Source organism: Hydrogenoanaerobacterium saccharovorans, assembly GCF_016901815.1.
GTDB classification, from domain to species: domain Bacteria; phylum Bacillota; class Clostridia; order Oscillospirales; family Ruminococcaceae; genus Avimicrobium; species Avimicrobium caecorum.
On the sequence record NZ_JACSNR010000001.1, the window covers coordinates 1 to 21,745 of the forward strand.

At 57.5% G+C, this 21,745-nt stretch carries 17 protein-coding genes, 1 other RNA gene and 1 pseudogene; 5 read left to right on the forward strand and 14 right to left on the reverse strand.

All coding sequences use genetic code 11. The features are described from left to right. Positions 1–157: 157 nt before the first annotated feature. The 6 genes from H9X81_RS00005 to H9X81_RS00030 all read right to left on the reverse strand — a co-directional run bounded on the left by H9X81_RS00005 (position 158) and on the right by H9X81_RS00030 (position 8,213). Positions 158–1,126, reverse strand: a complete 969-nt coding sequence (locus H9X81_RS00005; RefSeq protein ID WP_204719141.1) for a transketolase family protein — start codon at positions 1,124–1,126, stop codon at positions 158–160. Further along, positions 1,126–1,974, reverse strand: coding sequence for a transketolase (locus H9X81_RS00010; protein WP_177502300.1), 849 nt, complete (start codon positions 1,972–1,974; stop codon positions 1,126–1,128). The genes H9X81_RS00005 and H9X81_RS00010 overlap by 1 nt, the downstream gene beginning before the upstream one ends. Before the next feature lie 196 nt (positions 1,975–2,170). Continuing rightward, on the reverse strand, positions 2,171–3,943 hold the full coding sequence (locus tag H9X81_RS00015; RefSeq protein WP_204719142.1) for a hypothetical protein: 1,773 nt from the start codon (positions 3,941–3,943) through the stop codon (positions 2,171–2,173). A gap of 258 nt (positions 3,944–4,201) precedes the next feature. Continuing rightward, the gene (locus H9X81_RS00020; protein ID WP_191391821.1) at positions 4,202–4,960 is read right to left on the reverse strand and encodes an SDR family NAD(P)-dependent oxidoreductase; all 759 of its coding nucleotides are present in this window, start codon (positions 4,958–4,960) and stop codon (positions 4,202–4,204) included. 33 nt (positions 4,961–4,993) lie between these two features. Continuing rightward, positions 4,994–6,184, reverse strand: a complete 1,191-nt coding sequence (locus tag H9X81_RS00025) for an AI-2E family transporter (RefSeq protein WP_177502297.1) — start codon at positions 6,182–6,184, stop codon at positions 4,994–4,996. A 115-nt stretch (positions 6,185–6,299) separates the two neighbouring features. Beyond that, a complete protein-coding gene (locus H9X81_RS00030) occupies positions 6,300–8,213 on the reverse strand; it encodes an ABC-F family ATP-binding cassette domain-containing protein (protein WP_204719143.1) in 1,914 nt (637 codons plus the stop codon). 158 nt (positions 8,214–8,371) lie between these two features. Here H9X81_RS00030 and H9X81_RS00035 point away from each other — a divergent pair, with 158 nt between their 5' ends. Beyond that, positions 8,372–8,881 carry a putative immunity protein gene (locus H9X81_RS00035; protein WP_177502295.1) on the forward strand — a complete coding sequence of 170 codons (510 nt, stop codon included), beginning with the start codon at positions 8,372–8,374 and terminating at the stop codon, positions 8,879–8,881. Positions 8,882–8,944: 63 nt separating this feature from the next. Here the strand turns inward: H9X81_RS00035 and H9X81_RS00040 are convergent, their stop codons facing one another. The 7 genes from H9X81_RS00040 to gdhA form a co-directional block, all read right to left on the reverse strand. Further along, positions 8,945–9,937, reverse strand: a complete 993-nt coding sequence (locus H9X81_RS00040; RefSeq protein WP_191391818.1) for a nucleoside hydrolase — start codon at positions 9,935–9,937, stop codon at positions 8,945–8,947. 248 nt (positions 9,938–10,185) lie between these two features. Next, positions 10,186–11,853 carry a DAK2 domain-containing protein gene (locus H9X81_RS00045; RefSeq protein WP_177504308.1) on the reverse strand — a complete coding sequence of 556 codons (1,668 nt, stop codon included), beginning with the start codon at positions 11,851–11,853 and terminating at the stop codon, positions 10,186–10,188. 47 nt (positions 11,854–11,900) lie between these two features. Further along, positions 11,901–12,248 (reverse strand): Asp23/Gls24 family envelope stress response protein, encoded by a 348-nt coding sequence (locus H9X81_RS00050; protein WP_177504306.1) that lies wholly within the window; start codon positions 12,246–12,248, stop codon positions 11,901–11,903. A gap of 157 nt (positions 12,249–12,405) precedes the next feature. Further along, complete coding sequence (locus H9X81_RS00055; RefSeq protein ID WP_204719144.1) at positions 12,406–13,911, reverse strand: ABC transporter substrate-binding protein; 1,506 nt, start codon at positions 13,909–13,911, stop codon at positions 12,406–12,408. Between the two features lie 12 nt (positions 13,912–13,923). Further along, positions 13,924–14,700 (reverse strand): TIGR00282 family metallophosphoesterase, encoded by a 777-nt coding sequence (locus tag H9X81_RS00060; RefSeq protein WP_204719145.1) that lies wholly within the window; start codon positions 14,698–14,700, stop codon positions 13,924–13,926. Next, positions 14,697–15,638, reverse strand: a complete 942-nt coding sequence (locus tag H9X81_RS00065; RefSeq protein WP_204719146.1) for an RluA family pseudouridine synthase — start codon at positions 15,636–15,638, stop codon at positions 14,697–14,699. The genes H9X81_RS00060 and H9X81_RS00065 overlap by 4 nt, the downstream gene beginning before the upstream one ends. 160 nt (positions 15,639–15,798) lie before the next feature. Next, positions 15,799–17,151, reverse strand: a complete 1,353-nt coding sequence (gdhA, locus tag H9X81_RS00070) for an NADP-specific glutamate dehydrogenase (RefSeq protein ID WP_204719147.1) — start codon at positions 17,149–17,151, stop codon at positions 15,799–15,801. Between the two features lie 363 nt (positions 17,152–17,514). Here gdhA and ftsH point away from each other — a divergent pair. Together ftsH and H9X81_RS00080 are read left to right on the forward strand one after the other, a co-directional pair. After that, positions 17,515–19,362, forward strand: a pseudogene (ftsH, locus tag H9X81_RS00075) (ATP-dependent zinc metalloprotease FtsH). Positions 19,363–19,492: 130 nt separating this feature from the next. Next, positions 19,493–19,867: a hypothetical protein gene (locus tag H9X81_RS00080; RefSeq protein WP_177502253.1), complete on the forward strand. Its 375-nt coding sequence runs from the start codon at positions 19,493–19,495 to the stop codon at positions 19,865–19,867. A gap of 44 nt (positions 19,868–19,911) precedes the next feature. On the opposite strand, the gene H9X81_RS00085 is transcribed toward H9X81_RS00080, so the two are convergent. Further along, entirely contained in the window at positions 19,912–20,706 is a 795-nt protein-coding gene (locus H9X81_RS00085; protein ID WP_204719148.1) for a DUF3658 domain-containing protein, read from the reverse strand. 307 nt (positions 20,707–21,013) lie between these two features. Between H9X81_RS00085 and rnpB the strand changes: the two genes are divergently transcribed. Continuing rightward, positions 21,014–21,359, forward strand: an RNA gene (gene rnpB / locus H9X81_RS00090) — RNase P RNA component class A. 145 nt (positions 21,360–21,504) lie between these two features. After that, positions 21,505–21,711: a DUF2508 family protein gene (locus H9X81_RS00095; RefSeq protein WP_191391807.1), complete on the forward strand. Its 207-nt coding sequence runs from the start codon at positions 21,505–21,507 to the stop codon at positions 21,709–21,711. Positions 21,712–21,745 lie beyond the last annotated feature (34 nt).

A 21,745-nucleotide genomic window follows, 5' to 3' on the forward strand; every position in this document is an offset into this window, starting at 1 on the left:
ACTGGCAGGTCACACTTTTACTTTAACACATTAGGAGTTTTTTTATCTTTTTCACCGCTTAAGCTCTTTTGAACCACGCGACTATCGCGTGGTTTTCTTTACACAACAAAAAGGCAGAGGATCACTCCTCTGCCTTTTCCTGTATCAGGATTGCTTTTTACTTTTTCCGTGCCAGAACTGCCTTGGCCTTTGCCACAATGTTGGCAGCTGTCAGGCCAAACCGCTCCTTGAGGTAAGCCTCGTCGCCCACCTCGCCGAACTCGTCCCGCACACCCACCATCTCCATGGGAACGGGGGTATTCTGTACCAGCACTTCGGCTACGGCACTGCCCAGGCCATTGATCACGCTGTGGTTCTCGCAGGTGACGATGGCGCCGGTCTCAGCGGCAGCCAGCTTGATGAGTTCCGCGTCAATGGGCTTCAGTGTGAACATATCGATCACACGGGCGGAAATGCCTTCCACAGCCAGCTGTTCAGCGGCAGCCAGTGCCTCGCTGACCATAATGCCGGCGGCAATCAGGGTGACATCGCTTCCCTCCCGGATGGTGATGCCCTTGCCGATGGTAAAGGTGGTGCCTTCCTCGTAGACCTTGATGGCAGTCTTGCGCTTCAGGCGGATGTAGTGCAGGCCGCGCTTTTCCGAGAGATCCCGGACTACACTGCGCAGCATCGTGGTGTCAGTGGGCTCCACAATGATTGCGGTGGGAATATTGCGCATAATGCCCACATCCTCAAAAGGCATGTGGGTACCGCCGTTGTAGAGAGCGGTAATGCCGGGGTCGGAACCGATGACATTGACGGTATTGCGTCCATAGGCCACCGACAGGAAGAGCTGGTCGAAGCAGCGGCGGGTGGCGAAGGGACCAAAGGAGTGAACAAAGGGAGTCTTGCCAGTGGCGGACATACCTGCTGCCACACCGATCATATTGGCCTCGGCAATGCCCACATCAAAGGCACGGTCGGGATAGGCCTTGGCGAACTTCTTCATGCCGCTGGAACCGAACAGGTCCGCATCCAGGTAGACAATATCCTCCCGGATTTCTGCCAGCTGCATCAGGGTTTCACACAGTGCCGCACGCATTTCCACGGCTTCTTTTTCATGCTTGTTTGCAAGTACCACTGCCATTATTCAGCCACCGCCTTTGCAAGTTCTTCCTCCAGCTCGGCAAGTCCTGCTGCCAGCTGGTCCGCACTGATGGTTACATGATGATTGCTGTCTGCATCGGATACAAAGCTGCAGCCCTTGCCCTTGATGGTATCCAGTACGATGCAGTGAGGACGACCGTCATCCAGACGCTTGGCATTCTCAATGGCGTCCGCAATGGCTGCCACATCATGTCCGTCCACGGTTACGGCATCCCAGCCAAAGGCTGCGAACCGCTCCGCAATGTTGGAGAAGTCATTGATGTCCGAGATATAGCCATCCAGCTGCTTCTTGTTCCAGTCCACAAAAGCGATCAGGTTGGAGAGCTTCTGCTGGGCTGCCAGCGATGCGGCTTCCCAGACCTGTCCCTCCTGGATCTCGCCATCGCCGAGGATCAGGTAGGTGGTATTGTCCTTGCCGCTGATCCGCTTGCCCATGGCTACACCCACTGCCAGCGACGAACCCTGACCCAGCGAACCGGTGGTCATATCAATACCGGGGGTCAGATTGTGGTCACAGTGGCTGGGCAGATGAGTACCGCCCTGGTTGATGGTCAGCAGCTCCTCCTTGGGGAAGAAGCCCCGGAGTGCCAGTGTGGCATAAATCGCCGGACCGGCGTGGCCCTTGGAGCAGACGAGGAAATCCCGGTCCTCCCAGTTGGGATTGGCGGGGTCTACCTTCATCTCCCCGGAATAGAGTACTGCCAACAGATCCGCAATGGACAGCGATCCACCCAGATGACCAAAGCCCAGATGACCCAGGGCCTTGAGGGTTTCGATCCGGATCTGTGCGGCAAAGATTCTGGCCTGCTTCTGACGAGCAAGTTCCATAATGCACACCTCCAAAAAAGTAAAAAGCCTGTCGAGACATTTGTCACTTATCAGTATAGCACAAATCCACCGGGATTTACTACCATCCGCTTTGAGAAAATCTCCCGTTCCAGCCTATGGAAAAAGGGCAGTTTACCCAATCCGGCTTTCCGGACCAGGCAAACTGCCCCTTTGAAATGATTTCCTATGACACCCCTCAGGCTGCCGGTTCCTCTGCTGCCGGTGTTTCCGGCTCGGAGGGCGCGGTTTCCTCTGCCGGTACCTCAGCCGGTTCTTCTGCCGGTACCTCAGTGGATTCCGGCTCTGTCGGAGCTGCGGCTTCCCCCTGGGTAAAGGCCAGGTTATCAAAGCTCTCCAGGCCGTTCACATAGCTGCCGTTCTCCCGGTATTCCACCCGGACCCGGTCTCCGGCGGCTGTGATGGGTAGCTCGGCACTCAGCGAGGCCGATGCGGTAAAGATGCGGTTCTGGTCGCTGTCCAGCAGGATGGAGTAGACTGTGATGCCCTCCTCCACATGCGAGGAGATACGCAGCACATTGCCCTCTGCGGATACCAGTTCCCCGGTTGCGCTGCCGATGGAGCTGCTGCCGCTCTGGGAGAGTACATTGGAGTAATCCCGCAGAGCATCCTGCACCGTCTCACCCACGCCAACGCTGGAGTAATTGGTTACCGATACAAAGGCATACTGCTTGATCAGGCCGGCGGAGTCCTTGAGCGGCATGAAGTAGGTGGGAATGCCGTCCACATTGAGAATAATCGGGAAGTCCGCCTTATAGCCCTGGTACTGCACCTTGCCTTGGGCCGACTGCTGGGCCGACTTTTCCGTAGCGCCGTTCATCTGGTAGAGGATCGGCTCCTTGGTGACCATATCCACCATCATGAAGCCAATGGCACTCTCGTCCTGACCGATACTGGTCAGACCGGTGAACAGATAGCAGTCGCCATTGTTGTAGATGATGGCCTCACCCTCGGAAGTACGATACTTGTCCTTATCCGAGAAGTTGAAGATACCATGGACATATTCGCCCTTGTTGTTGATCTGGTTGACAATGAAGTCCTCCGGCTGAACACGGTCCACCCAGTCCGGCACCTCATCGATGGAGTAGTACTGTACATCGCCGGTGGAGGCATTCACTGCATAGATGCCCTTGGCCTCCGGCAGGGCAAAGCCCCGGGTATTCTTGTAGGAAGTGGCGATCCAGTAGGGCTGACCGCTCTCGTCCAGCTCGAAGGAATAGTCGGTGATGCCGTCAAACAGGGCGCCGTTCAGACGCAGATGACGCTGCAGGTCGTCCAGCAGATAGGAGTTGGGCTGGTACTTGATCTTGTAGTCCTCCACATACTCCACATCGTTGGTATTGGTGGCGGAAACCACCACATAGCCGGGTGTACCGCTCATATTGGTGAACCACTTGAACAGGCCCGAGTGATGCAGCGGCGCAACCCACACCAGCTTGCCGTTGACCAGCTGCTTGGTGGGCTCGCCCAGATACACCTGGCTGCCCAGCGAAGGACGCTCGCCCAGCTTCTTATCCGCCAGGTTGGCTGCCAGCGCCTTATCCACAATGGGAAGCTGGTTCTGATCCATGACCTGGATGTCGCTGGAGAAGGTGCGCACTTCCGGGTCACCCAGCTGGTCCCGATAGGCCTTGGAGCCAAAAATCGGCGACGACAGCAGCGAAACCAGGATCAGCAGCACCCACGGCACAGCGATCACAGTAAAGAGCTTTTTGGGGGTGCCGCCGGTGAACTCCACCGAATACCGGCGAATGCCGCCATAGCTGATGGGAATGATCTCCCCGTAACGGAACACCGCATAGACACCCAGATACACAGTGATGAGGAAGCACCAGAAAACAGCCCCTTCAAAGTACATGGGGTTGAGGTTGGGTGCGTTCACCAGCACATTGAGCACCACCAGGACGGTGAACACCAGGTAGATCAGATTGCGTATCTTATTCTTGTTCATATCATTTGATCCTTTCAGCGGGAAAAATTCCCTGCTTTTCAAACGAAGTGTTGCCGGACTTCACAGAGATTATACAGCTTCCGGCAGGGTACAGCCCCTCCCCTCCGGAAAGGCTGCCTTGGAATACACTATACCATACTTCGGCAGTTCCTGCAATATCTGCCAATTTGGCTGTCTTTCTTTTACAGTCTGTACACAAAATTCACAAAAAAGCGGCCTGCGGAAACCAGGTCTTCCCGTTCCGCAGGCCGCTGCATATCAGTCCAGATAGATCATTTTCTTGGTCATGCCGCCGTCCACTACCAGATCCTGCCCGTTGATGAAGTCGTTCTTCTCATCGGTGAGGAAGAAGCAGGCCGAAGCCACATCCTCCGGCTTTCCCACCCGGCCGGACAGGTGCTGCCGATGATCGGCGTATTTGAGCTGGTCATAGCCGTCGCAGCAGATCCAGCCCGGGCTGATGGAGTTCACCGTCACCGCATAGGGCGCAAAGCTCACTGCCAGCGCATGGGTCAGCGCAGTGACACCGCCCTTGGAAGCGGTATAGGCCTCGGTGCCCTCCTCGCTCATCAGGCTGCGGGTGCTGGAGATGTTCACGATGCGTCCGTACCGCTCCTTGTAGCCCTTCTTGCGCCGGTTGATCATATACTCCCGGCTGATGAGGAACATGGCCCGGAGATTGGAGTTGAGCACATAGTCCCAGTGCTCCACCGTTTCCTCCCACAGGCTGCAGAACTGGCTCACACCGGCGTTATTGATGATGATGTCCAGGTCGTCAAACTGTTCGAAGATGCTCTGCATCAGGTTTTCACAGGCGGAGGAGAGTGCCAGGTCACAGTGGAAAAAACAGCACTCAGGCATGATCGGACGCAGTTCGCCCCGGACAAAGCGGTCGCCTTCATAGTCCTTGTCCGCCACAATCACCAGTGCGCCGGCCCGTGCATATTCCAGGGCGATCTCCCGACCGATGCCGGAAGCTCCGCCGGTAACCAGAACCTTTTTTCCTTTGTAATCCATACAGCTCCCCCTTTTCTCACAGTATCTGTGCCGTTACAGCTTGCTTGGGTCGTCCGCGTAGGCAGCTGTTTCGCTGGGGAGACCCTTCTTCTGCAGCTTGATGGCAATGAATTTCTTGATGACCGAATAGACCACCGCAAATACCGGCACACCGATGAACATTCCCGCGAAGCCCAGGAATTTGCCGAAGATCAGGATGGCAAAGATTACCCAGAAGGCCGACAGTCCAGTGGTATCGCCCAGGATCATCGGGCCGAGGATATTGCCGTCAAACTGCTGGAGCAGCAGCACAAAGATGGCAAAGATCAGTGCCTGCAGGGGGCTCTCGGTGAGAATGATGATGATGGACGGGATCGCTCCGATGAACGGTCCGAAATAGGGAATGACATTGGTCACGCCCACAATGACGCTCACCAGCACCACATAGGGCATCTTGAGAATCCACATGCCGATGAAGCAGAGGATTCCGATGATGAGCGAGTCGATGATCTTGCCGGTGATGAAGCCGCCGAAGATGGCATTGGATTCACTGGCAAGGTCGATCATGAACTTGGCGTTTTCCTCATTGAAGAGGGCATACATCACCTTGCGGGACTGGGCCAGGAACCGTTCCTTGCCCATGAACATATAAATCGAGATGATGATGCCGATAATCAGGCTGAACAGGCCGCTGGTAAAGTTCATGGCATAGTCCAGCACATGGGGAACCGAGTTGAGCACCAGATCATAGATCTGATTGATGACATTCTCCACCGACATTTCCATGGCATGGACGATCTCCGGCGGCATGCCGTCCACTGTCACCAGATGGGTGATCATATCCAGCAGCTGCTGGAGTGAATCGGCATAGCTGCGCAGATTCCCGATGATGCTGCTGACACTGATGATGATCTGCGGGAACACCAGGGCCGAAAACAGATACAGCACTCCGCCGGTCAGTGCGTAGGTGACGATGATCGCCAATCCCCGGCAGGCGGGCGGATTGATGGTGTTGTTGGTCAGCCAGGGCAGGAACTTCTTATCCAGGAAAACATAGATGGGATTGAGCAGGTAGGCGATCACAAAGCCGAAAATAAAGGGCCGCAGGGTCACCAGCGCCGCGCTGAACCACGCCTTGACTTCCCGGTAGTTCTGTACCCCATAGAGGAACAGTACTCCGAATACCAATACCAGAATGGCATAGACCGCAATGGTGGTATAGCGTCGATTCCATTCAATTTTCACATTCTTCACTCCTTTGAGAATCAGATCCCCCCGATCCGTTCCCAATTCCATTTTTGACAACTGCTATTATACTGGATATTTCCGCGGATTTCCACAAAATCCTTGTAAAATCTTCCTATTCCGAAAGTTCCGACCATTCCTCATACTTGGCAGTCAGGCCCTGCTGCAGCTCCTCCATGCGGTTGGCTGCTTCGGTGAGCTTTTCATAGTCCGATGCGGCCTCTTCCCCTGCCATGAATTCCGTCAGGCGCTGGATCTCCTCCTCATCGGCAGCGATCTCCTTTTCCAGGGTGTCCAGGCGCTTGCGGCGCTTGGCATCCTCCGCCCGCTGCTTCTTGCCGCGGTAATAGGTCGTGCTGGCCTCGCTCTTCTTCTCGGGCACAGCGGGAATCGGTTCCGGCTCCGGCTGCTCTGGGGTGAGAATGGGCCGGTCTCCCCGGGCATAGGCCGCATAGCCGCCCTGATAGATGGTCATGCCTGCCGGGGTCATCTCAGCGATCTTGGTGGGCACCTTGCTCAGCAGATACCGGTCATGGGAAACCATCAGGATGGTGCCCGGGAACTCGCCCAGTGCCTTATCCAGTGCCTCCTTGGTGTCCAGATCCAGATGGTTGGTGGGCTCGTCCAGGATCAGCATATTGGACTTGCGCAGCATCATAATGGCAAACTTGAGCTTGGCCCGCTCACCGCCGGACAGCGATCCCACCTTCTTATAGACATCCTCGCCGGTGAGCAGTACATTGCCCAGCACGGTGCGGACTGTCACCTCATAGAGCCGGGGATAGCGGTCCCACAGCTCATCCAGAGCGGTCTTTTCATCGTGAAGGCCGGTATTCTCCTGCTCATAGTAGGAGAGATAGACATTCTTTCCCCAGTCCACCTTGCCCTCGTCAATGGGGAACAGCCCCTGGATGGCCTTGAGCAGTGAGGACTTGCCCACGCCGTTTTCTCCGATAATGGCGATCTTTTCCCCGCGCAGCACATCCAGCCGCAGCCCCTTGAACAGCTGACGGCGCTCGCTTCCCTCGCCCACCGAAAGGGCCAGGTCCCGGACATGCAGCACCTCCTTGACCGGCTCCACATCGTAGCTGAAGGAGAGATGCGCCCGCTTCTGGGGCGGGAGCGGCTTTTCCACCAGCTCCATGTGCTCAATGGCCTTGCGCTTGCTCTTGGCGCTCTTGGCTGAGGTGGCCCGGACGATATTCTTGTCCACATATTCCTGCAGCCGGGCAATCTCCTCCTGCTGCCGCTCGTAGAGCTTGAGCTGCCGGGCATAGGCCTCCTCCCGCAGCTGGGTGAACTTGGTATAGTTGCCGGGATAACGGGTGAGCCGGGTGCGGTCCAGTTCACACACCGAAGTCACCAGGCTGTCCAGGAAGTACCGGTCATGGGATACGATGAGCAGTGCGCCCTTGTACCCCTTGAGGTAATCCTCCAGCCAGATCAGGGTCTTGAAGTCCAGATGGTTGGTGGGCTCATCCAGGATCAGCAGTTCCGGTTCCTCCAGCAGCAGCTTGCAGAGAGCCAGACGGGTCTTTTCACCGCCGGACAGCGCCGAGATCAGCGTTTCCCGGTCCCGTCCCGCAAAGCCCATGCCGTTGAGGATGGTATTGATCTTCACATCGATGAGGTATCCGTCCCCGGCCTCGAACTCGGTATGCAGGCGGTTGTATTCCTCCAGCAGAGTATGGTCGTCCGGGAACTGCCGCATACGGATGCGCATGGCTTCCATCTGCCGTTCGATCTCATAGAGCGGCGCAAAGACACTGCGCATCTCCGCCAGGATGGTACTGCTGCGGTCCAGGCCGCTGTTCTGGCGCAGGAACCCGATGCGTACCCCGGAAGTGATGGCCCGTTCGCCGCTTTCAAATTCCAGGTCGCCGCTGAGGATATTGAGAAGGGTGGATTTTCCCGCTCCATTGACGCCGATCAGGCCGATCCGGTCCTGATCTTCTATTTTGAGCGAAACATGGTCAAGAATCAGTTCCGCACCGTAATATTTCGTGATCTGTTCCAGAGAAGCTATCATTTCCAGTAATTCTCCCAAATACTAAAAGGTCATATTCCATTTTATGATACCACATCTCCTGAAAAAAGAAAACTCTCCTCTGGAAAATATCCCCTCTCTTGCAGAGCCCGGCCGCTTTGTGCTACAATGCCAGCAGAGAATTCGAGGAGGTTTTCTGTATGGCGAAACTGCGCAAGACCCTTGGTGGGATCGACTGGCCTGTCTGCGAAGCCCTGATGCGCCAGATCGAAACCCAGAGTACTGTGACCCTCTCCCGCTGGGCAGTGGATCATGCGGCCCGGGAATATCTGCCCCTCTGCGGGGAAGCCCCGGCCCTGACGGCGGCTGTGGAGGGCTGCCGGAAGCACCTGACCGGACAGCTCTCCCTCAAGGAGCTGAAACCCCTGCTGCGGGAAGCCTCTGCCGCCGCCCGGGATACCGAAGGCGCTGTGGAGCAGGCGGCGGCCCGGGCAACTGCCACAGCCTGTGCTGTGATCCAGACTCCCACCAACGCCCTGGGCTATCTGTTCTACGGAGCAGCGGCGGCGGCATACAGCAAGGCCGGCACCGAGGACGCCTCCCGATGGGATGACCTTGCCCGGGCCGAGCTGGAACAGGCTCTGGAAGAGCTGCGTGCCGTTTCGGTGCCGGATGAGCCGAACCCCGCCAAGATCAACTGGAACTGCTGACCTCTCCCCCAATACGCAAAAAGCCGCACATCCTGCATCGGGCTGTGCGGCTTTTTATGTGATTTACTTTTTGGTGTTCTCCAGCAGACGGCAGAGGATGTCCACATACTTCTCCCGATCCGCCTTGAGGGCTACCCGGCAGTTGGGAGCCTTGGCTTCGGCCCGGCCGTTGCGGATGTCAAAGAGGGTCACGCCATAGGCAGCGCCCCGTCCGCAGTCCACTACGCAGGGAGCGTCCTCAATGTCGGTGATGACAGTGGGGTCCACCAGATAGGCGATGGTCAGCGGGTCATGCACCGGGGCAGCCGGTACATCCGCCACCTTCTGCCACTCGCCATAGCCGGCGATACGCTGCTCACAGAGCGATGCCACCACCTCGGCAGGACGGGTGCCGATGGCACGGAACCGGGCTGCGTCCTCCATGGTCACATAGGCGGAATGGGTGGCGTCCAGGGTCACAAAGGTGAACGGGATATTGCAGTCCAGCACGGCCTGGGCAGCCTCGGGGTCCAGCCAGACATTGAACTCTGCCAGGGCAGTCTTGTTGCCTACCCGGAACCCGCCGCCCATGTAGACGATCTCCTTGATCTTGGGAATGATCCGGGGTTCGATGCGCACTGCGTGGGCAATGTTGGTGAGCGGTCCCAGCGGGATCAGGGTGATTTCACCGTCCTCGGCCTCCATCAGGGTGTCCACCAGCCAGCTGACCGCATTCTTCGGCTGGGCCTTGATGGTAGCCGGCGGGCACTGATCGATGTAGGTGCCATGGATGTTCTTGTAGAGTGCCTCCTCCGGGGCGCTGTACATGGGATAATGCCGGCGGAAGCCCAGCATACAGGAAGTCCACGGCACAGCACAGCCCTGGAATACCGGAACTGTACCGCCCATCAGCTCACTGATGCGCAGGCTGTTTTCGGTGGTGATGGGAACGGCACGGTTGCCGTTGACTGCCATAATGCCCAGTACCTCAAAATCCGGGTTCGCCATGGCGGCAATCAGTGCGATTGCGTCATCGGAACCGGTATCCACATCGAGGATCACCTTGCGTTTTGCCATTGTAACACTCTCCTTATCTCAGGCCGGTACCGCCCGGTCAGTTCTGTACTGCCCGGCAGACCGTATCATGCATTTCCGGGCTGCGCAGAGCCCACTTGAATCCATTATAGCACGCAGCCTGTCCCGGCAAAAGCCGGAACTGTCCTTCCAGCCGGGCCAGCCCAGGAGAAATTCCCAGCAGAATTTTAGGCAAAACGCAAAAAGAGCTGCCGGACCGGCAGCTCTTTGTTTTTCTGTTAAGCGGATGCTTATTCCACCGAGATGGTGAAGTAGTAGATGGGAGTTCCGCCGTTGACCAGGGCAACTTCGATGTCCGGATCGATCTTTTCCTTGATCTCCAGTTCCACCATGGTAGCCTGCTCCTCTGTGGCGTCCTCACCGTAGATGATGGTGATGAAGCCGGCCTCACCCTTGCGCTTCTTGACCATGTTCTTGGTGATCTTCACCGCAGCCTTGACGATGTCGCTCTCCACCGAGGTCACCTTGCCGTTTTCAATGGCAAGAATGTCGCCTTCCTTGATCTTGTGACCGTCATACTCGCTGTCCCGGGCCGCAAAGGTCACCTGACCGGTGCTTACCTTTTCAGCAGCCTTGGTCATGTTCATCTGGTTTTCCTCAGCGTCGATGGACTCATCGAATACCAGCATAGCCGACAAGCCCTCAGGAATGGTCTTGGTGGGCAGGACACGCACTTCACGGTCTGCCAGGTTGATGGCCTGCTCCGCTGCCATGATGATGTTCTTGTTATTGGGCAGAACAAAGACTGTCTTGGCAGGAGTGGCATGAACAGCCGACAGAATATCATCGGTGGAGGGGTTCATGGTCTGACCGCCCTTGACCACATTGGTCACGCCCAGATCCTTGAAGAGCTGCTCCACACCGTCACCGGCACATACTGCCACAAAGCCATAGGCATTGCTCGGATCAACCGGAGCATACTGGAAACCGGCAGTCATGGCTTCCCGTACTGCCTTCTGGTTGTCGGCATGCTGCTCCCGCATATTCTCGATCTTGATCTTGGTCAGCGCGCCGTGCCGCAGAGCATTCTGCAGGGCATCGCCGGGGTTATCGGTGTGCACATGGCACTTGATGATGTCATCGTCGTCCACTACCACAGCGCTGTCGCCGATGCTCTCCAGATAGGAGCGCAGAGCCTGGGCGTCTGCCCGCTCGGCGTCCTTGAGCACGATGAACTCAGTGCAGTAGGTGAAGGTGATCTCACCCTCATAAAGACCGGCTGCATTGCGCTCGTCCGGGATCTCGGTGGGAGCCTGCTCGCCGGATTCCTCCTGCAGCTCCACAATGGCGCCGCCCTGGAATACCTGCTGCATGCCCTCCATGACATACACCAGACCCGCGCCGCCTGCGTCCACGACACCGGCCTTCTTCAGTACCGGCAGCAGTTCCGGGGTCTCAGCCAGAGCCTTCTTGGCTCCGTCGATCATAGTTTGCCAGATACCGGTTTCGGTGCTCTCGGCAGTCAGTGCCTTGGCGCCCTCCTCATGGGCCACACGGGCCACGGTGAGAATGGTACCCTCGGTGGGCTTCATGACAGCCTTGTACGCAGCCTTGACACCGGCGTCCATGGCGTCCACCAGATCGGCGGCAGAGGCTTCAGCCTTGCCGACCAGGCTCTTGGAAAAGCCGCGGAACAGCAGCGACAGGATAACGCCCGAGTTGCCGCGGGCGCCCCGGAGCAGCGCGCCGGCTGCGGTCTTGGAGACCTCGGCTACGGTGGCCTTGGAGTCCATCAGCTGTACTTCCCGCTTGGCAGCGGAAATGGTCATGGACATATTGGTACCGGTATCACCATCCGGCACCGGAAATACATTGAGTGCGTTTACTTTCTGCTTATGGTTCGAGATGTTGTTGGCAGCAGAGATAAAAGCATCTCTCAGAACTGAACCTTTCATCACTTCAAATCTACTCTCCCTTGACTGAGAATTCACACGGTCGGTGTTTGTCAGATCATTTCATCCACAAATACATTGACCTTGGCAACCTGCAGGCCGGTAGCCTTCTCGGTGACATAACGCACCTTGCCGACAATGCTGCGTACCGTCGTGGCAATATTCAGACCATAGGTGACCGCAATGTGCAGATCCACCACCAGACTGCCGTTTACTGCCTTGACCGAAACACCCTTATCGGTGAATTCCTCTTTGGTGAGGGCAGAGCGAAGTCCCTGGACGGCGCCGCTGCTGACCATACCCGCTACACCGAAGCACTCGGATACCGCATGTCCGATCAGATTGGCGAAGTACTCCTCCGAGATCTCGATGACGCCGAGATGATTTTCGAGTTTCAGCATACCGTTTACCTCCCTGACTGATTGATTTTTGTTCTTTATGCAAAAGACAAATTATAACTCTACCATTATAGGCTAAAATAGTATACCATATTTTTTTGGAAAAAGCCACAGATAACCGGCGTTTTGCTCTTATCTTTGGCAAAAACGCACTATAAAATTACTGCCATTCGTCGATATTATAGAAAATGTCCTGCGAAATCGGGGTCATTTTTGCCTGGAACGACGGGGAGACCACCGCTCCTCCCTGCCGGTAAACCAATGGAGTCACCGGCACATAGGTATCGAACTGTTCCAGCAGTCCGGCACAGTCCAGCGTCCCGGCACAGTATGCATAATACTGTTCCAGCAGCTGGGCATCGGAACAGTCCCCGGAAATGCCCACCGAACTGCCGGAGATCAGTGGACTGATGTCCACATTGTCCCCGACACAGACCTCGGCAATGAACAGATCAAAGTCCCCCGCAGCCAGCCGGCTCAGATAACTCTCATATTCCACCGCTTCCACCTCGGCCTGGATGCCATAGTATCCCAGGTAGCGCACTACGGTTTCCGCCACCCGCACCCGGAAGGGGTTCTCGGAATTCACCAGCACCGAGAGATTCACCGGCTCGTCCTCATAACTGCGCCAGCCGCTCTCCTCCAGGGTCACGCCCATCAGTTCCAGCTCCATGCGGATGCGGTCGTCCCCCAAGTCGCTGTGCTCCTGCTCCGGCAGGTCATAATATCCCGCCGGGAAGGGGGTCAGCGCCGGTGTGGCCTTGTTGTAATAGATGTCTGAAACGATGCTGTCCCGGTTGACCATCTCCGAAACCAGGGTCCGGAACTGCCGCTGGGAGGTGAGGGCATTCTGGCTGCTGTACCCGATATAGACCACATTGCCCAGCTCAAACAGATAGCTGTTGGCGCCCAGGGCATAGTCCGCCTCCTCGGCATAGTCGGTATACAGGCAGTGGATCACTCCGCTGCGCAGCGCATTGGCAAGGGTGCTGTCATCCGGCATGGATACCAGCTCGATCTCGGTGATCTTCTCCGAGGCCCCGGGATTGCTTTCCGAGGCGGTGAGATACCGCCGCCCCGACTGCTCCTGATAGATATACCGTCCGGTCCCGATGAGTGAATCGGTGCCGGAGCCATTCTTCACAATGGGGAAATCCAGCAGACCGGCGATGTTCCGGTCGGACCGGTAGGCTTTCACCCGGACGGTCCGGCTGTCCACCTCGGTCACCGATTCCACCGAGGTGTGCAGCTGCCAGTAGCGCTTCTGCTGCAGGTCGGTCTGTTCAAAGGAATAGACCACATCCGCCGCAGTCAGCGCGCTGCCGTCCGAGAAGGTCACATCGCCGCGCAGGGTCACCAGGTATTCCCCTGTCCCCGCCTGGGTGATACTCTCCGCCAGACAGGGCTGGGGGGTGAAGGTATTGTCGGTGACAAAGAGCGGGTCGAAGAGCAGCGAAGTGATGCTCAGATTCATATCGCTCTGGGCGGCATAGGGGCCCAGGCTGTCGTCAATGTCCACCGGCAGCAGCAGTGAGGTCTGGGACTGGGGCTCCCCGGAGGAAGCCGGTTCGCCGCCGAAGATATCCTCATACACGTCCCGGAACCCGCCGCAGCCGGACAGCAGCAGACAGAGTGCCAGTGTCCCTGCCAGAAGTCGTTTTTTCATGGCTCTCCCCTTTTATTCCACCCGGTCGGCGACCCGTTCAATACTCCGGGCCCGTCCGGTCTTTTCGTCAATGTCGATGACGCAGCCCCACAGGATTCCCTGTCCCCGGGCATTCTCGAACCGGGTGGGAAGCTGGGTGCGCATCTTTTCCACCGCCAGCTCCTTTTTCACGCCCAGCACCGAATCAAAACTGCCGCACATACCGGCATCGGTGAGATAGGCGGTGCCGCCGGACAGGATGCGTTCGTCGGCGGTCTGCACATGGGTGTGGGTGCCGATCACAGCCGAAACCCGTCCGTCCAGATAGAAGCCCATGGAGAGCTTTTCGGCAGTGGCTTCGGCATGGAAGTCCACCAGGATATTGGGGGTATCCAGGCCAGCCAGCACCTCATCGATGGCGGCAAAGGGGTCCCGGTGATGGTCCACCATATAGGCAAGCCCCTGGAGGTTCACCACCGCAAAGCAGTACCTGAGGAAGTCCAGCACACAGACTCCCTTGCCCGGGGCATTGGCATGGAAGTTCACCGGGCGCAGCAGGGTTTCCTCCTCGTCCAGCACCTTGTAGATCTCCCGGCGGCGCAGGCTGTGGTTGCCACCGGTGATGACATCCGCGCCGCTGTCGTAGATCTGGCGGACACTGGAGGGCAGCATGCCGTTGCCCTCAGCGGAATTTTCGCCGTTTACCACCACCACATCGGCGGCATACTGCTTTTTCAGGGTACGGAGCCGCTTTTCCAGCAGCTCGCAGCCATAGGCGCCTACCACATCGCCCAGAAACAAAACTCTCACAAGATCACCTTTTTCTCTATAAAATGGGCCGATTCCGCCTTGGGGCGCACCCCTGCCCGGCGGATGGCCTCCAGGAAGTCCTCCGGCGGCGGGGCAGTGACTTCGATCCGCTCCCCGGTGACCGGGTGCGGAAACCAGATCCGCCCGCAGTGCAGGGCGTGCCGCCCGATGAGATCAAAATCCCAGCCGTAGATGTCATCTCCGGCCAGGGGATAGCCCAGCCACCACATGTGCACCCGGATCTGATGGGTCCGTCCGGTGTAGAGCGAAAACTCCGCCAGCGTATGCCGGTAGCCATAGCCCAGCACCTCAAAACCGGTGCGGGCTGGCTGTCCGGCGTTGTCCACCATGCGGTTGATGGTCTCCTCGTCAATGCGGGCGATGCCTGCGTCGATGATGCCCCGCTCATAGGGCAGAATCCCGGTGAGCAGCGCCGTGTACCGCTTATGCACCTGGATGCCGCCCCGGCCTACCCCGCCCAGCACTGTGGCGGCATGGGCATTCTTTGCCACCACCACGGCGCCGGAGGTGTTCCGGTCCAGACGGTTGATGCACCGGTAGCTCAGGGTGAGCCCCCGCTCCCGGCAGTCCCGGGCAAAGACATTCGCCAGGGTGTCCTGCTGGTGGGTCTTGGCCTGATGACAGGGCATATCCACCGGCTTGTTGTAGACCATCACATCTTCGTCCTCATAGAGGACCGGCACCCGAATCTCGCTCTCCAGATAGTCGGGTGGGGTGTCCTCCATGGTTACCGAAAGGGTGTCCCCGGCATGGATGCGGTCAATGGTGCGGATATGTTCGCCGTTGAGCTGCAGCCCCTCGGGCCGGTGCTTGAGCGAGATGATCACCCGGCTGGACATCTTCCGCACGGTTTTGAGATACTGCTCCACCTTCATGCCGTCTTCCGCCGGTGTGATGAGAAAATCAATACGGCGCAAGCCTCCGCCCCCCCTTTCCGAAACAGAAAAAGCCCACCGCACTGTGGACTTTTCACACGATTCCATTATAATGCAAACCGTGTGCCTTGTCCACCTGCGGCAGGCTTCTTTCCAGCAAGTTTTAAGTTTCTTTACAAATCCCCGGCAGAAGTTCCAGGCATCAGTAGGCAATGCCCTGAGCCTTCATCGACTCAGCTACCTTGAGGAAACCGGCAATGTTGGCGCCGGCAATGAGGTCGCCGGAGCAGCCGTACTCCTCAGCGGCGGTGTAGGCCGCATGGAAGATGCCCTTCATGATCTCCTCCAGCTTGCGGTCCACTTCCTCAAAGGTCCAGCTGTAACGCATCGAGTTCTGGCTCATCTCCAGACCGCTCACCGATACGCCGCCCGCATTGGAAGCCTTGCCCGGAGCAAACAGCACGCCGTTCTTCTGGAAGAACTCAGCGGCATCGGGGGTAGTGGGCATATTGGCGCCCTCGCACACTGCCATGACGCCATGGGCCACCAGTGCCTCGGCTCCGGCGAGATCCAGCTCATTCTGGGTGGCGCAGGGCAGAGCCACATCGCAGGGAATGGTCCAGATGCCCTTGCAGCCCTCGGTGTAAACCGCGCCGGGCACCCGCTCGGCATAGGCCTTGATGCGTCCGCGCTCCACTTCCTTGATCTGCTTGACCACAGCGAGGTCAATGCCCTTTTCATCATAGACATAACCGGCGGAGTCAGACATGGCTACCACCTTCATGCCCAGCTGCTGGGACTTTTCACAGGCATAGATCGCCACATTGCCCGAACCGGAGATCACAGCGGTCTTGCCGGCAACCGGCTCATGCTTCATCTTCTGGAGCATCTCCCGCAGGAAGTAGAGCAGACCATAGCCGGTGGCCTCGGTACGGGCCAGCGAACCGCCATAGGTCAGGCCCTTGCCGGTGAGCACGCCAGTGAAGGTATTGCGGATGCGTTTGTACTGCCCGAACAGGTAGCCGATCTCACGGGCACCGACGCCGATGTCACCGGCGGGAACATCGGTATCCTCGCCGATGTGACGGTACAGCTCGGTCATGAAGCTCTGGCAGAACCGCATGATCTCCATATCGCTCTTGCCCTTGGGATCGAAGTCGCTGCCGCCCTTGGCACCGCCCATGGGCAGACCGGTCAGGCTGTTCTTGAAGGTCTGCTCAAAGCCCAGGAACTTGATGATGGAGGCGTTCACCGACGGATGCAGCCGCAGGCCGCCCTTGTAGGGGCCGATGGCGGAATTGTACTGGACCCGATAGCCCCGGTTCACCTGCACCTTGCCCTGGTCATCCACCCAGGACACCCGGAAGGTGATCATGCGCTCCGGCTCAACAATGCGCTCAAAAACGCCCCAGTCGATGAGGTCGGGACGGCGGTCCGCCACCGGCGCAAGGGACTGCAGCACTTCGCCCACTGCCTGCAGGAATTCGGGTTCATTGGGGTCACGCTTCTCCACACGGCGGTAGAGATCACGGAGATATTCGTTCTTAATTTCCATAGCCATCTGCTCCTCACTGGTAAAATCTAAGTTGTATTATACCGGACACTTCCCCGCTTTGCAAGAGCAGTGCGCAAAAATTTCACATTCTCCCAAAACTCAGCTTCCCCACGGGAATTTTCTCGGTCAAAGTGAAATATCGTCTGGCGGATATTTCGGAAGCACGGTGCGTTGTACCAGGGAGGGGCTTCTCCGGCGGTTTGGTCACAAATTGTTAAAAACTGTATTTTATTGTTTATATTTCCACCATAAAAAGGCTATCTTTACACATTATAATGATAACCATGTTGTTGATTTTCCTGTTACCGGGCGCTGCGCCGACGGATTTGGATAACATAATTCTTTGCGGGAGGGACCGTACCTATGAATGAAGTAAAGCAACCCAAACGACCACTCATCTATTATTATGGCTTGATGCTTCTGCTGCTCATGCTGTTCAATTTCCTGTTCATGCCCTGGCTGACCAAACGCCAGATCCATGAAGTGGATTACAACACCTTCGTCACCATGGTGGAGGAAGGGGATGTCGGCGCCGCAGAGGTTCAGACCCAGGAAAACCTGATCCTCTTTACCAGCAAGGACGGCACTACCATCTATCAGACCGGTATGATGCCCGATACCGAACTCACCCAGCGTCTGCTGGATGCCGGTGTTTCCACCCGGGGCGAGATCATTGAGGAAACTTCCCCGTGGCTCTATTTCCTGCTCACCTGGGGACTGCCGATGATCCTGCTCATCGGCTTCGGACAGTTCATGTCCAAAAAGATGATGGATAAGGCCGGAGGACCCAATTCCATGATGTTCGGTCTGGGCAAGAGCAATGCCAAGATCTATGTGAAATCCTCCGAAGGCATCAAATTCTCCGATGTGGCGGGCGAGGACGAAGCCAAGGAGAGCCTGACCGAGATCGTACAGTACCTGCATGACCCGGCCCAGTACAAGGATATCGGCGCCCGGATGCCCAAGGGCATCCTGCTGGTGGGCCCTCCCGGAACCGGTAAGACCATGCTTGCCAAGGCCGTAGCCGGTGAAGCCAATGTGCCCTTCTTCTCCATGTCCGGTTCGGAGTTTGTGGAGATGTTCGTCGGCATGGGCGCTTCCAAGGTCCGTGATCTGTTCGATCAGGCCAAGCAGAAGGCTCCCTGCATCGTCTTTATCGATGAGATCGACGCCATCGGCAAAAAGCGTGACGGACAGTTCGGCGGCAACGACGAGCGTGAACAGACCCTCAACCAGCTGCTCACCGAAATGGACGGCTTCGAGGACAATACCGGCGTCATCATTCTGGCTGCCACCAACCGTCCTGAGGCTCTGGACCCGGCGCTGCTGCGTCCCGGCCGGTTCGACCGCCGTGTGCCGGTGGAACTGCCTGACCTCAAGGGCCGTGAGGAGATTCTGAAGGTTCATGCCCGGAAGGTCCGTCTGGAGCCCGATGTGGACTTCAACAAGATTGCCCGGATGGCTTCGGGCGCTTCCGGCGCGGAGCTTGCGAACATCGTCAACGAAGCCGCGCTCCGGGCCGTGCGGGACGGTCGTAAGACTGCCACTCAGGCTGACCTCGAGGAGAGCATCGAAGTGGTAATCGCCGGTTACCAGAAGAAGAACGCCATCCTCACTGACAAGGAAAAGTGCATTGTGGCCTACCATGAAATCGGTCATGCTCTGGTGGCTGCCCTGCAGAATCACTCTGCTCCGGTGCAGAAGATCACCATTATCCCCCGTACCTCCGGCGCCCTGGGCTATACCATGTAGGTGGACGAGGGCGAGCATTACCTCATGAGCCGTGACGAGATCGTCAACAAGATCGCCACCCTCACCGGCGGACGCGCGGCAGAACAGGTGGCCTTCAACTCCATTACCACTGGTGCTTCCAACGATATTGAGCAGGCTACCAAGCTGGCCCGTGCCATGATCACCCGCTACGGCATGAATGATGACTTCGGCATGGTTGCCATGGAAACGGTCACCAGCCAGTACCTGGGCGGCGACACCTCCCTGAGCTGCTCGCCTGAGACCCAGGCCCGCATTGACGCGGAAGTGGTAAAACTCATCAAGGAGCAGTATGAAAAGGCTGTGAAGATCCTTACTGACAACCGCCGGAAGCTGGATGAACTGGCCCAGTACCTCTATGAGAAGGAGACCATCACCGGCGACGAGTTCATGGAGATTCTGGAGCGGAAGGAACTTCCCGAAGCAGAACCCCAGGCTTAAACCTTAACCTATATAAAAAGAGGAGCGTCATGCTCCTCTTTTTTGCATTTCCGGCATTATCTTGACCGGAGCTGCTTCATCATGTTAAACTGATAAAAAGAACTGTTCTGCCGCAAGGAGGTGGACTCAGATGAAACAGTCCGGATACACACGCCCGCTGACCGGGTTCCTGCTGCTCTCTGCCCTCTGTATGGCCTGGATCTGGCTGGAACCGGAGATCCGCTATCTGGTGTGGGATTACACCGCCAAAACCTTCGATGTCCTGTCCCGCCGGCTCTTCCTGTTTGCCGACTATCTGTGCTATGGGCTTCTGCTGGCAGGGCGAAGCCAGCTGAACCGCCGGCTTTCTGCCTCCCTCTGGTGGATAAACGGGCTCTGCCTGATCGGAGCACTGGCTCTGTATTTCATGCAGTTTGATGAAAACGTCTACCCCTTCCTCCCGCTGGCGCTGGCTGCCCAGTGCCTGGTGGACAGCATCGCCGCCCTCCGCCGCCGGAGGAGCTGACCCCATACACAACCCCCTCCCGGGATTTCCGGGAGGGGTTTCGTTTATAACGCTGTCACATGACTGTTGTAGAAGCGATCGGGGTCCCGTTCGAGACAGAACCTGCCCTCTGTCGCCAGAGCTTCCGCCCGACAGGCCAGCCACCAATCCCCGATGCCGGGCTGGCACTCCCCCAGCGTCCGCCCGAGGAGTTCTGCCAGCCGGATGGTCTGTCCAGCCTCCGGCAGCCGGGAGAGAATCATTCCGTCATAGAAGTCCTCCGGCACACTGTGCAGCCGCCCGTTTATCACTGCCCGCAGCGGGGTGTTTTCCTCCTGGAGCTGCCGCCACCGGTGGGAAAGCCCGCCCAGCAGCACCTGCGGCACCCCCCGGCAGCAGTCCTCCAGCAGGGCATCCAGTTCCTCGGGGCCGGCTTCCCCCCAGCCGGAGTACTCCACTGCCGTACCATCCGGACGGGCGACCCACTCGGGCAGCAGAGCGGCAGTCACACGGGCCTTGCGGAAGGCCAGGGCTTCCGCTGACGCCAGGAACCCACACCGGCTGCCCGGGGTCCGGTCCAGCCAGACCCGCACCTCGGTCCCCTCAGGGAGGGTGCGCAGGCGTTCCCAGGTCCGGCAATAGCGCTGCCAGGCTTCATCAATCCACTCCCCGGCAGGCAGCTCACCCCAGGGGTCGGAACCGAGAATCCGCACCAGCTGCTCCCGGCGCTCCTGACTGTCCGGCCCTCCGGCAATCGGGCCGATGGAGAGATCGTCCCCCAGACAGAGGATCTTCTGCTTCCCGCTCTGCCAGTAGGCCAGCAGACCGCCCACACCTTCATTAAAACACAGTTCCAGCATTCTTGACTGCTCCTTTCTATAACTTTATAAAAGGCGTACAGCATGACCCTGATTTCCTGACAGAGCCCGGTCATCAGGGGTGGGATTACGCGAATCCAATGGGACTGGGGCCTCCGGAAACCCGGGAATCCGCACCCACTGGCGGAAACTCACAGCGCCGATGCATGCCTTTTCCGCCCTGTTTCATCAAGCCGTGCGGCACATGGAAAATCCTGTTCCTGTTTATCATAGCACAGAACCGCGGACATGGGAAAGCCGGTCAGGACAGATTTGACTTTTCGGTGAAAATATACTATGATATGGAATGCGAGTAAACGAGACAACAGCGGGCACAAAGCCGAAAGGCTGTGCGTGAGGAAAGTCCGGGCTTCACAGGGCAGGATAGCTGCTAACGGCAGCCGTGGGCGACCATAGGGAAAGTGCAACAGAGATATACCGCCGTGACTTGTCACGGTAAGGGTGGAAAGGCGAGGTAAGAGCTCACCGGCGTGCAGGAGACTGTACGGCCCTGCAAACCCTATCCGAAGCAACACCCGACAGGAACAATACGGCGGCCCGTCGTGTTCCGATGTGGTGGCTTGAGCCGTATGGCAACATACGGATTAGATAGATTGTTGTCAAATACAGAACTCGGCTTATTGTTTGCTCGCCTTTTTGCATGCAGAAGCACTTCCAGCCTTTTTTCGGAAAGGCCGGGAGTGCTTTTTTGTTTCACCGGTATAAAAACAGCTCTTTTCCCCCAGACTCTGAAATATAGTATCCTGGAACCATCTGTAAGGAACGGAGGCTGTATTTCCTATGAAAACCCAGACCTGTACCCCCATTGAAACCCCATTTTCCCCGAAAGAAGAGCTCCGGCTGGTCCAGCAGGAGCTGGAAACAGCCCGCTGCCACTTCAATATGGCGGAGGACAGCGACCTCATCGACTGCTGCATCCATCAGCTCACAGCCCTGGAAAAACGCCAGAATTATCTGCTGCGGCTGCTCCGGCATTCTGGGGTTTGACTTCCATTCCCGGCAGTGTTACAATCGGAATCAG